Source organism: Microcoleus sp. B13-B6, assembly GCF_036705405.1.
In the GTDB taxonomy this organism is placed as follows: Bacteria; Cyanobacteriota; Cyanobacteriia; order Cyanobacteriales; family Microcoleaceae; genus Microcoleus.
The window spans coordinates 1-11,018 of record NZ_JAUBUJ010000158.1 but is presented as its reverse complement, the minus strand read 5'-3'; the positions used below and the strand labels follow the sequence as shown (position 1 = coordinate 11,018).

At 43.7% G+C, this 11,018-nt stretch carries 11 protein-coding genes and 1 pseudogene; 6 read left to right on the top strand and 6 right to left on the bottom strand.

What is annotated here, in order from left to right; all coding sequences use genetic code 11:
* Positions 1-139 precede the first annotated feature (139 nt).
* A complete protein-coding gene (locus QUB35_RS39335; protein ID WP_445252095.1) occupies positions 140-298 on the top strand; it encodes a hypothetical protein in 159 nt (52 codons plus the stop codon).
* 181 nt (positions 299-479) lie between these two features.
* Here the strand turns inward: QUB35_RS39335 and QUB35_RS36720 are convergent, their stop codons facing one another.
* The 4 genes and pseudogenes from QUB35_RS36720 to QUB35_RS36705 all read right to left on the bottom strand — a co-directional run bounded on the left by QUB35_RS36720 (position 480) and on the right by QUB35_RS36705 (position 2,107).
* Complete coding sequence (locus tag QUB35_RS36720; RefSeq protein ID WP_333147654.1) at positions 480-872, bottom strand: ACP S-malonyltransferase; 393 nt, start codon at positions 870-872, stop codon at positions 480-482.
* The gene (locus QUB35_RS36715) at positions 872-1,246 is read right to left on the bottom strand and encodes a DUF433 domain-containing protein (protein ID WP_333147652.1); all 375 of its coding nucleotides are present in this window, start codon (positions 1,244-1,246) and stop codon (positions 872-874) included. Before QUB35_RS36715 ends, QUB35_RS36720 begins: the two co-directional genes overlap by 1 nt.
* An 89-nt stretch (positions 1,247-1,335) precedes the next feature.
* Entirely contained in the window at positions 1,336-1,704 is a 369-nt protein-coding gene (locus QUB35_RS36710) for a XisI protein (RefSeq protein WP_333147650.1), read from the bottom strand.
* Positions 1,692-2,107 (bottom strand): annotated as a pseudogene (locus QUB35_RS36705) (element excision factor XisH family protein). Before QUB35_RS36705 ends, QUB35_RS36710 begins: the two are co-directional and overlap by 13 nt.
* On the opposite strand from QUB35_RS36705, the gene QUB35_RS36700 reads away from it, so the two are divergent.
* Positions 2,036-2,251 (top strand): hypothetical protein, encoded by a 216-nt coding sequence (locus tag QUB35_RS36700; RefSeq protein ID WP_333147661.1) that lies wholly within the window; start codon positions 2,036-2,038, stop codon positions 2,249-2,251. The pseudogene QUB35_RS36705 and the gene QUB35_RS36700 overlap by 72 nt on opposite strands.
* Positions 2,252-2,468: 217 nt before the next feature.
* Complete coding sequence (locus QUB35_RS36695) at positions 2,469-4,169, top strand: ABC-F family ATP-binding cassette domain-containing protein (protein WP_333147648.1); 1,701 nt, start codon at positions 2,469-2,471, stop codon at positions 4,167-4,169.
* Positions 4,170-4,242: 73 nt separating this feature from the next.
* Here the strand turns inward: QUB35_RS36695 and QUB35_RS36690 are convergent, their stop codons facing one another.
* Both QUB35_RS36690 and QUB35_RS36685 read right to left on the bottom strand, forming a co-directional pair.
* The gene (locus QUB35_RS36690) at positions 4,243-5,199 is read right to left on the bottom strand and encodes a fructosamine kinase family protein (RefSeq protein WP_333147646.1); all 957 of its coding nucleotides are present in this window, start codon (positions 5,197-5,199) and stop codon (positions 4,243-4,245) included.
* Positions 5,200-5,285: 86 nt separating this feature from the next.
* A complete protein-coding gene (locus QUB35_RS36685) occupies positions 5,286-7,892 on the bottom strand; it encodes a dynamin family protein (RefSeq protein WP_333147643.1) in 2,607 nt (868 codons plus the stop codon).
* Between the two features lie 1,440 nt (positions 7,893-9,332).
* On the opposite strand from QUB35_RS36685, the gene acpP reads away from it, so the two are divergent.
* From acpP to QUB35_RS36670, 3 genes are all read left to right on the top strand, one after another.
* Positions 9,333-9,563, top strand: a complete 231-nt coding sequence (gene acpP / locus QUB35_RS36680) for an acyl carrier protein (protein WP_333147658.1) — start codon at positions 9,333-9,335, stop codon at positions 9,561-9,563.
* A gap of 202 nt (positions 9,564-9,765) precedes the next feature.
* Positions 9,766-10,239: a hypothetical protein gene (locus QUB35_RS36675; protein WP_333147641.1), complete on the top strand. Its 474-nt coding sequence runs from the start codon at positions 9,766-9,768 to the stop codon at positions 10,237-10,239.
* A gap of 122 nt (positions 10,240-10,361) precedes the next feature.
* Complete coding sequence (locus QUB35_RS36670) at positions 10,362-10,718, top strand: hypothetical protein (protein ID WP_333101778.1); 357 nt, start codon at positions 10,362-10,364, stop codon at positions 10,716-10,718.
* Positions 10,719-11,018 lie beyond the last annotated feature (300 nt).

The following is an 11,018-nucleotide window of genomic DNA, read 5'->3' as shown; positions in this document are numbered from 1 at the left end:
AATACGTAAATACCACATTTTTTATATTTGTCTTTTTGTCAAGTACAATTTATACTAAATTAGATGAGCTTACCCTGTTTGGTCTAATGGCGATCGTTATTCCGGGAATTGGCTTTATGGAAAATATTATGGCTATGGAATATACACATGGGCTAATGGCAATCGCTTTGAAGGGCAGTGGCAGAATGACAAGGCCAACGGTTTAGGAATAATTATATATTCTGATGGCACTCGTAAATCAGGAAATTGGAAAAATGGTGAGTTAATTTCATCACCTAGCCCTTCACCAAGTCCCTGATAGTAAAAAACACGCCCTTGAATTACGATCGCCCCTTCACTCCTAAAAGCGCTCGCACCTCATCACCCTCACCTTTCTACAACCTTCTCCCATCGCCTGCTTTAAAGGTTTTTGAAGCGCGATCGCCCTTAACAAATAATAAAAAGCCCGATCGCTCAATCGTCCCTTAAAGCCGACAGTGTTAAGGAATGAAAATCCGACCAACTCCTATATAGTTTTCGATGTAAAGTACAAGCTCAATCAAGCGATCGACACATTGCTCCCGATAGTCACGCTCAGCCACTCGATCGATGTTTCCGAGAGTAACAACAGGTAGCGAAGTTGGTGAACTTTCTTCACGAATAACTTGCTCTAACGAATCTGTTCCTTTCATACTGCGATTTGCTGTCAGCAGAATCATCTGGTTGTCTTGAGCAAATCGCCAAACTATTCGATCGCTACTATTAATTGGTAACTGAACTTCTTCAAAAATCACGAAGCGAATCGATAGTAAATCAAGCCAACCTCCGGCAGTTATGCTGCCAAAAAGCATGAGAGCTTGCCCCTCAATATTATGGTCAATTATAAAAATCATCAGCTTGATACAGCAAGTCTAGCTTTTCGTGCCTGAAGTTTTGCCCAAGCTGCCTCTCGATCGGGCTTTGGCGGCATTCCTGCAATCTGAGCGAGTCGATCGCGATTGCGATCTTCCCAATACTGCCGGATTTCTTCTGCCTGTTGCAAAACTATTTGATACTCTGCCTCTACTTCAGTACGATTTGCTTCAATATAGGACATTGCTGCGTTGAATTGTTCGTCGGTTATGTAAAACTGATTGTGGATTAGCTTGGGTGGATAGCCAGCGCAGATGTAATCCATGAGTTGATAAAGTGTAATCCGCGTACCTGCGATCGTGAGTCCGCGCTCGGTGCGAATAATGGTTGATTTTCCGCTTGATACCGAAGTCATAGTTGTAACCTTTAAGCGATTATCTTCATTTTACCTTACTGTATCGACTCATAAATTCTCGCCCTCCAATTCAAATCCCTTCCACTCCATCATACTTTCAAAGATTCTCGCTGCTGCTCCCTAGAAGGCACTCCATAAGCAGTATGAGGTCTAACATCAGGCGGTTGAAGCCCCAAAACAATTGATTTAGCCGGAACTCCCGCTGCAACTAACTCCTCAGCAATCAGGCGATCGGTATTATTTGCTTGAATCCACACCTGAGAGTCAATAATATCAATATGAATCACGCAATGGTGAATGCGCTGCTCGTTAAACCAACCTATATTTATTAACATATAGCGGTCATTTTCCAAATCAAAAATTATTTCATTTTGGGTTCTACTGTCAAAAACGGGAATCTCAGCGTATTCAGTAAGGAGCTGCTTAACAAGTTTGCGATAATTATTTAAGCTATCCATTGTACTATTTCCTCTATTTTTTGGTTGAAAACAACCAAATTTAGACGGTTATTATCTAGCAATATCTGACCCAAATTTTCTCCTTCACAAAGCTCTGTAAAAGCATTTAGTGGAATTGCCAGATACAGTTGTCTTTCTGATTCCGTCCGTTTTAAGATGTCATAGTAAAGAGTATATTGACCCAAAGCTTGCTCTAAATCTGCAATTCTAGACTCTCCGATCAAACTTTTAACTTCAACGGCTATCTTGCGATCGTTGTTCTTAGCAACTAATAGCTGTTCGGCACCAAGATCGATAGGTTTCTCTTCGCCCAAGCCAAGGTATACGGATCGTGGGTAATTGTCCAGCCAGCCTTAATGAGAGCCTGTTTGACAACTTGATGATAAATGTCTCTTGCTGGCACGATCGCTCTCTTTTGCGATCGAGGTTGACACTGACTATTATTTATAATGTGCAGAAGTCTCAACCATTATTCGAGAAATTCAATCTGAAACAACACGATCGCCCGTTAGCGAAGCCCTCGAAGAGGATCGCCCTACCCAAATAGTCCTGCACCCACGTCGAGGCCAGAAACCGGGTTTATTCGTAGATTTCTAGTTGAGAATATGCGATTTTTCATAGAAACCCGGTTTCTTCGCGTAAGTCCCACCAAATCAAAAATATTGCCACTGTCTAAATATAATTAAAATTTGTTAAGATTAACTCGACCTCAGCGCCGGCATCCCATCCGCCGCTAAACCTGCCCTTCCCCAGTCCCTACAACAATGCTGCGACTCGAACACATCAGTAAAATTTACCCCACAGGCGTCGTACTCAAAGATGTCACCTGGGAAGTCAAACCGGGCGATCGCATCGGCTTAGTCGGCGTTAACGGTGCCGGTAAATCCACCCAACTCAAAATCATCGCCGGCGAAATAGAACCCACCGCAGGCGAAGTCATTCGCCCCGCCAGCCTCCACATCGCCTACCTCTCCCAAGAATTTGAAGTCGATCCAACTCGCACCGTCAAAGAAGAATTTTGGCGCGCCTTCAGCGAAGCCAACGAAGTCCACGAATCCCTGATGCAAGTCCATCGAGACTTGGAAAACTCCTCCCCTGAAAATCTCGACGAACTGATCCACAAAATGGATCGGCTGCAACGGCAATTTGAAGGCTTAAACGGCTACGGTTTAGAAGCCCAAATCGAGAAAATTCTGCCCGAAATCGGATTTGAACCCGAAGATGGCGATCGATTAGTCAGCGCCTTCAGCGGCGGCTGGCAAATGCGGATGAGTTTGGGCAAAATTCTCCTGCAAAAACCCGACATCCTGCTGTTAGACGAACCTACCAACCACCTCGACTTAGAAACGATCGAATGGCTGGAAGTATACCTCAAAGGGCTGACAACCCCGATGGTAATCGTATCCCATGACCGCGAATTTCTCGATCGGCTCTGCACCCAAATCGTCGAAACCGAACGCGGCGTTTCCAGCACCTACCTTGGCAACTACTCCTCCTATCTGCTGCAAAAAGCAGAAGCCAGAGAAGCCCAACTCAGCGCCTACGAAAGCCAGCAAAAAGAACTCGAAAAACAGCAAGCATTCGTTGAAAAATTCCGCGCCAGCGCCACTCGCAGCACCCAAGCCAAAAGCCGCGAGAAACAGTTAGACAAAATCGAACGCATCGAAGCGCCCACGGGCGGATTAAAAACTTTGCATTTCCGCTTTCCCCCGGCACCCCGCAGCGGCCGCGAAGTAGCCATAATTGAAGACTTGGTGCACACCTACGGCGAAAAAATCCTATTTTTGGGAGCCGACTTATTAATTGAAAGGGGCGATCGTATAGCCTTTCTCGGCCCCAACGGCGCGGGCAAATCCACCCTGCTGCGACTGATTATGGGTTTAGAAAAGCCTTCTGAAGGTACAGTCAAATTGGGAGGCCACAACGTCGTCCCCGGTTACTTTGAACAGAATCAGGCAGAAGCCTTAGATTTGAATAAAAGCGTGATGCAAACGATTCACGACGAAGTACCCGACTGGAAAAATGAAGAAGTTCGGACTTTGTTGGGCCGTTTCTTATTTACCGGCGAAACAGTATTCAAACAAGTTGGCGCTTTAAGCGGCGGCGAAAAAGCCCGCTTAGCTTTGGCAAAAATGCTGTTGACTCCTGTGAATTTGCTGATTTTGGACGAACCGACAAATCACCTCGACATTCCGGCGAAAGAGATGATGGAAGAGGCGATTCAGAATTATGACGGTACCGTAATTATCGTTTCGCACGATCGCTATTTCATTTCCCAAGTCGCCAACAAAATAGTCGAAATCCGGGATGGAGAGTTTCGCCCTTATTTGGGAGATTACCACTACTATCTCGATAAAATAGCCGAAGAAAAAGAGCTAGCAAAAATCGCCAAACTTGAAGCTGAAAAAGCGGCTAAAAAAGCTGAAAAAGAAGCGAAGAAAAAAGCAACAGCTAAGCAAAAATAAAGCGGCAACGGTCGTAGATAAACCTTACATCTGCGTTTATCTGCGTTCATCTGCGGTGAGAAATAAAAAATCCCTATTTCTCACCGCAGATTCTATTAATAATCTGATTCGCCTGCGACTCGTAACTCCCACCAAACAAATTAAAATGATTCAAAATGTGATATAGATTATATAAAGTTTTGCGCTGCTCGTAGCCTCCATCCAACGGCAAAACCTGATTATATCCTCGATAAAACTGCGGCGCAAACCCGCCAAATAACTCCGTCATCGCGATATCAACTTCTCTATCTCCAAAATAAGTTGCCGGGTCAAAAATGACCGGTTCCCCCGCAGATGTCACCCCCGCATTTCCCCCCCACAAATCTCCGTGAACTAGCGAGGGTTGAGGTTCATAACCTGCTAACAACTCAGGAATTACCTCTAATAAACGTTCCCCTTGTGGAAAATGACCACCCCGACGCCTAGCCAATTTTAACTGATAACCAATCCGATGTTCGGCCCAAAATTCTGCCCAATTGGCCGTCCAATTATTAATTTGTATAGTTGAGCCGATCGTATTATTAATATCCCACCCAAAACCACCCCTGAGCAAGCCCGAATTAGGCTCTTCTCCACCCCTTAGCAAGGTAGAATTAGGCTCTTCTCCCCCCCTTAGCAAGGGGGGGCTGGGGGGGGTGTATTTGTGCATTTCGGCGAGTTTTCGCCCCATTTCTTCCCAAGCTCGATCGCCCCCGCGACTTCCCAAATCCAGCCATTCCAGCACAATGTAAGCTGAATTCCCCTCAGATCCCCAGCAAATCGGCTCAGGTACTCGAATCGTCTGGGTTTCTCCCATTTGCTGCAAACCCAGCGCTTCAGCTTCAAACATCGCGACTTGGGAAGCTTGATTGATTTTCACGAAGTAAGTGCGGGAACTGCTGCTGATAGCATAGCCTTGATTGATGCAGCCGCCGCTGACAGAACGCCGATTGTCGATCGAAAATGTTTCTCCGGTTGTTTCACAGATGTGCGCGGCAATTTTCTCCCACATAGCATGAAATCGTGTTGAGGGTTGAGGGCGATCGTAATTAGTTTAACAGCTAGAGTAACAAATATCGCCAATCAAGCTTTGGTAAATTATCCAGCACTTTGATTTAAAACTGCCTCAATTTGCCTTTCTATTTCTTGAAGTTCCCGACGTTTTTCAGCCAGCCAAACTTTTTGGACCTCGCATTCTGCTTGATTTTGGCGATCGCGCTTTTCCTGCTGTTCTAATAAATTATCCCACAGAGAGATTGCTTGTGCGATCGCACCGCTAGCTGTTTTATGTCGTTCGTCAAATACTGCTTTAATTCTTTCTTTTATCTTCTCAAGAATCGACTCCTTAGATTCCTTAAATTTCTGCAACCCTAACTCACAAACTTTTTGCTTGATCTGAGAGTGAATTCCATCTACATCTAGCATCCCCAGCCCAAACGATCCACCTGATGCAGCAGCTAACCCTGCTAAAATAACTGGAATGATACCAACTCCTGCAAACGCCAGCAATGCAGCCGCGACGGCTCCACCAAGACCTAAACCACCCAAAAAACCTCCAGCACCTCCAATATCTGAGTTGATTGATGAAGCGATATCTAGTCCATCGATACCAATTCCACCCAGATTTCTTGCGGCGAAGTTATTGAATTGAGTAACAAGGCTAGTGCTAAGTTGCAGATCCAACTGTTGAAAATCTTGTCGAATTGCAGAAATCTCTTCATTAATTTTGCTGTCTAAAATTGCTATTTTTTGTTTCAATATAAACTGCAATTTTTGGGCGCTCCAGTCATCAATCTCTTGTGTTAGTTCCTTCACAAATTGATTGGCATAATCTTGGATCAAGTGGTTTTGGCTCCAAATCTGATTGTGCTCCGAAGTCCATTCCTTACTTTTGGTAGCCATGCGATCGTCCAATATTTTCACCCATTCATTCCAAGAAGATTCAATAGCTTTTCCTACAGATTCATCCCTCAGTTCATTAGCTAAAAGTCTAATCTTAACATCCCGGCCGCTTGCTTCCGCCATTTGTTCAAAAATCTTCGCCTTATCTCCTTGAGAAACAGTCAAGTTTCCTTCTAGAATTTTCCTATCTTGAGTCAATTCATCGCAGCCAGTATTAATAATTTGCTTAATTCCGGCGGCGGATTGGTTAAGTGCGATCGCCCCTCGTTCAACGGTCAAAAACTGTTCCAGAGATTTAGTAAAATCCTGAAAAGATTTCACATACTCATTTTCCGTCCCGTCCAAAATCGCATTGAGTGCAGATTGAGCCGAAACAAAATGAATCCGGTTTTCACCAGCGATAAAATTTGGTTTTTTAACAAAGTTTTCTACCTTTCCTTTTACCTGTTGACGGCTTCCTTCCCGACGCAGCAAATCAGCAAAATTAACTAAAACAAAAATATTCTTCGCCGCTTCATCATCTTTCCCCGGATTCAACTTGTTTTTCAAATCCAAAAGCAGTTCCCGCTCTGTTTTTGTCAAAACATTTTGAGCGTTAGTCAAGAAAATCACCGCATCAGTTGTTTTGAGAACCTGTTCGGTAACTAACGTGCGTTCCGCGTGTTCGTTCAATCCGGGAGTATCAATAATTTCTACACCATTGCTGCACAATTCTAGATTTGGATGCTCGAAAATGATTTCTTCGATTTCTGACTTGACAATTTCATCTCCAAAAGAACCTAAAGCCGCTTCCTCAGAAATCGAGGCTTTATCTTGATATTGCTCAGGTGAAATCTCCTCTTCACGTCCGTCTTTGTATTTGCAGATCACCCGCTGCTGCGGCCCGTATTTCAAAACAGTCACCGTACCGCTACAGGGAATATCCCGCACCGGTTGAATTTCCTCGCCCAGCAAAGCATTAAGTAAAGTAGATTTTCCTTTACTAAACTCGCCGACAACAGCAACGCGAAAACATTGAGATTTCAATCTCTGAGATACTTTCGTTACTTCTTCTGTTAAATTAGGAGATAGCACGTTGCGATCGATTCCATCTTGCAGAGTTAAACCTAGTTTTCCACAAACAGCATCCAGTTGTTGCCGATACTCCTGAAACTTTTTCAACTCCTGATATGACGAGACTGACTGTTTTTGATTTGTTCGCTGTTTGGGTTTGGGTGGCAAATGTTCGATAATGTGACTAGCCGCACGGATAAATAAAGAATCGAGAGCTTGAAATCGTGCTGGATCTAGTAACGAGTGAACTTCTGCTAAAGCTGCTGTATCGCTTATTGCTTGACTGCTAAAACTCGCTTCCAAAACAGTCAAAAATCGCCCATCGATTCCGAGTCTGTTGGCGATGTTTTGCAAATACTGTCTTTCGCGATCGTCTATTGTCCCATCTGCCGCCGACATTTGATACCCAAAACTAATCAGCAGTAGTTTTTCCTCCTCAGAAAAACACGCAGTCAGCGCCAACAACACCGTCACTTTATTGTAAACTTGCCGGTCTTGCACGCTCTTAACCATCGGCATTACCAATGGGCGCAAACTGTTGTTAGCGGGGATAAGTTCCGTAAAAGTTGTCCGCAATCGCTGCTTTTCCTCAGCACTTACCGTACCGTCGGCATGAATGACTCCCAACAATACCGTCACTAGCGCCGCCAGAAAAAGCAGAGGCGGAGTAATATCCTCTTTTCGTAGTCTTTGCCCAGTCAGCAGCGAAACAAGCTCAACCGTTTGCGAACTAATTAGCGAAGTGTCCATTTGCAGGGCCTAATGATAATTTTTTTTATTTAAATTATCATAATATATTAGTTATTCTGTGGTTTGCTACCAGGGTAAAAATTGATGATGAACTTTGTATTTCCCGCAGCGGTACAGGCTGCGATCGAGGCTGGCAAGTACGCACAAGTGTTTACATCTACTGGAGTGCCGATCGGCATGGCGAGAGATGCAGCGACGGGACAGTTTGCGGCCCATGCCGTCGGCGCGGCCCTCAACAATAGCCCTCTCTCCCCCTTAGTCTCTCCCATGCAGCTTGTTATGGGCGGCTTGCAGATGCAGCAAATGCACATGGGCTTTCAAGCCGTCCAAGCCAGTTTGGGCGTGCTGCAAGCGACAACAGCCGTCATTGGTGTTGGAACTTTCGCCGGGGTAGCCTTGTCGGCGGTGAATTTGCACCAGACATTGAAACTAAAAAAAGCAGTTGAAAAGCTGGAAGTTAAAGTAGAAAACGGTTTCATCAATTTAGAACAACTTTTGAAAGGCCAAGGTGCGGAAATTAAGCAATTAATTTCCGAAGTTGTTGCAGATATAAAATTTGAGAACCACCGTTTAGTCTTAGTGCAGGCTTACGGGTTATTTAATCAAGCAATTCAACGAATGCGATCGGCTTTGCGACTGGAAGATATCAACCGCCGCAATGCTGAAATTGATGCGGCGCGGGGGATGTTGTTTGAAGCTTTAGCCGATTACAGAAACCCGCATTTGTTGGCAGAAACCTGTGCGGCGGGACAGTTGCGCCGATTAGAGTGCGGTTGGGCGATCGAGCAAAGTATTATCGGCACGTATCAGGTGCAGAATGAATTTGGTGCTGCGGGCGATCGGCTTTCTCAACTGCAACAAAAAATCCGTCAAGACGGCCTCGGTATTATAGACTGTTGTGACTCAGACGAAGAGCTTGACTTTCTTTTTCCTGAAATTACGCGAATTCACAATCACGATTTAGCCGCATTAGACATTTGGCAAAATCAGATTGAATGGATTAAATCTTTGCCGCCAAGTGAGTTAAAGCAGTTGCAAAGTGCTGATTTTAATAAATCTGACTCGGCTGTTAAGGTGGAGAAAAACTCAGCCGCAACAGCTTTAGCAATCCCAGACGAACAGTTATTTTATGAAAATTTGCGGCCGAAGTCTCATTTTTATGCGCTTCGCACTCAACTGGAATGGATGCTCGATCGGCAGCGACGTGAAAATTATGAAGATTATATCATTAAGCAAGGGCAAATAGCGGGTCATAAAAGTTTAGTAGCGTCGAATTTGGAAAAAGCCTCTGATTTTGCTGTTGCTAATCTCTTTTACTACTTCAGAGTCCGAGATGAATCGGAAGAGGAATTAGAATTAGATGCCGATCGAACTACACCTGATACCAATACTCCTACCGTTGTTGCAGAATCTTCCCCAAGCGATAAGGTTAAGCAGCAAATTTATGAAAAAGTCAAAGCCGTTGTTGCCGAGCAGCTAGAAATTGATGCAAGTGAAGTCACCATCAACGCTAATTTTGCCAAGGATTTAGGAGCCGATTCTCTCGATGCAGTAGAGCTAATTATGGCAATCGAGGAGGAATTCGACATTGAAATTCCCGATGAAGTTGCGGAGAAAATAGAAACAGTTCAACAGGCTGTTGATTACATTTACAAAAAAGTTGCTGTTTAAAAAGCAAAGACAGTAACCAAGTTCAAATTCCTGAAACAGAAAAAAGCACTAGAAAGACTTAAAGGTTTAATGTAATACCAACTCAGAAGAGCGATCGGTGTAGGTACACAGCACTGCCGTTTCCCTACCAGGAACTCAGGCACAGCGGAAAACAAATTCTGTACGAGCCATGTCATTTTTAGTACAACAATAATCAAAGAAAATGAAGTCTAAATCAGTTACACAAATCAGCGGTCTTCCCGGTCAATTAGTCGGTGCAGTTCCACTCCGAACCAGTGGAACTGGAACTCTTAAAATTATTGGGGACACCTTACAAGGAAATTTCACTTCATTTTTTGGCTTAGAAATCAAAGAAATTGTCATTCCCATTCAAAATGTCAAAGCAGTTGAAATTGGGGAAGGCTGTACTTGGTGGCTGCTCGGGCTCGGAATTTTAACCCTCGGTTTCTTCTTCATTGGTATTATATTTATTGTGTTGGCTTTTGTTGTAAAACAGCGTTATATTGTCATTTATACAAGTAGAAATAATCTGATTCTATTTTGTGCAAAAAATGATAAAATCAACCAGTTTCGGAACGAAATTATAGAAGCTTGTCGTCCTAAACTGAGCTATATTTCCCGACCCTCTCAGTCTCCACCAGCGCCACCTTCTTTAGCCAAAGTGATTGATACTTAGCTAAATTTACCAGGGCGATTGCTATTTCTACCAAAGTGCGATCGGCTCTTCTCTTGAAGAAAGCACGAAGCGCGGTTAGAACAAAAAAGTTAGGGACATACAGTTTAAGGAGTAAAAATCTAATGCAACTAATTTTGGCAGAATTTTGTGGACGCTGGGGCTGTTCTTGGTGGGAGAACATTATCACCATCATCTTGGTTAGTCTGAAGGGTAAGGGTGCTGTACTATTGCTGGGATTATTGCTGATGTCGATATTTTTGGTCGTTCTAATATTGCTAGTAGGCTTGATAACAGCTTTTGAATTTATTGCTAGTTTTGGGAGAGACAAACAACAACCCCAAAACCCAAACAATTCTCATGAACAGGATCAAAGCATTTTATCAGCAGGAGCTAAGTTTGTCGGTCGTAGAGGAGCTAAATATTTGGGTCGTAAATTGAGAGAAGTAAACAAACATGAAGATATGAACAATCAAGATTAGTCTCAGCAAAGAGATAAACATAACAACAACCCAGATCGGTATCCTTTCTCTATTTTTTGTTTAATCATCTCAACAAACAAGGCCCTTTTCTTGATATCAGAAAGAGGCTTTATCTTATTATAAAATCCCAGGCATCGATCTATTTTCTCAGGCAGTGACCCGCCAAATATCTTCGCCACATGGGGATTTAACAACCGAGTTGAGGATGGAATCGGATTGGTGGCAGTGCGTCTGTGTAGAGACGGAAAAAAAATAAGGGTAAAAAACCCTGAAGACTGCAGAGAATTAAGTCATCATCAT

Excerpts from the sequence above, each read along its gene's own strand:
- QUB35_RS36710 (WP_333147650.1), bottom strand. The coding sequence starts at position 1,704 with ATGGATAGCTTAAATAATTATCGCAAACTTGTTAAGCAGCTCCTTACT.
- QUB35_RS36675 (WP_333147641.1), top strand. The coding sequence starts at position 9,766 with ATGAAGTCTAAATCAGTTACACAAATCAGCGGTCTTCCCGGTCAATTA.
- QUB35_RS36690 (WP_333147646.1), bottom strand. The coding sequence starts at position 5,199 with ATGTGGGAGAAAATTGCCGCGCACATCTGTGAAACAACCGGAGAAACA.
- QUB35_RS36720 (WP_333147654.1), bottom strand. The coding sequence starts at position 872 with ATGATTTTTATAATTGACCATAATATTGAGGGGCAAGCTCTCATGCTT.
- QUB35_RS36715 (WP_333147652.1), bottom strand. The coding sequence starts at position 1,246 with ATGACTTCGGTATCAAGCGGAAAATCAACCATTATTCGCACCGAGCGC.
- QUB35_RS36685 (WP_333147643.1), bottom strand. The coding sequence starts at position 7,892 with ATGGACACTTCGCTAATTAGTTCGCAAACGGTTGAGCTTGTTTCGCTG.
- QUB35_RS36695 (WP_333147648.1), top strand. The coding sequence starts at position 2,469 with ATGCTGCGACTCGAACACATCAGTAAAATTTACCCCACAGGCGTCGTA.
- QUB35_RS36670 (WP_333101778.1), top strand. The coding sequence starts at position 10,362 with ATGCAACTAATTTTGGCAGAATTTTGTGGACGCTGGGGCTGTTCTTGG.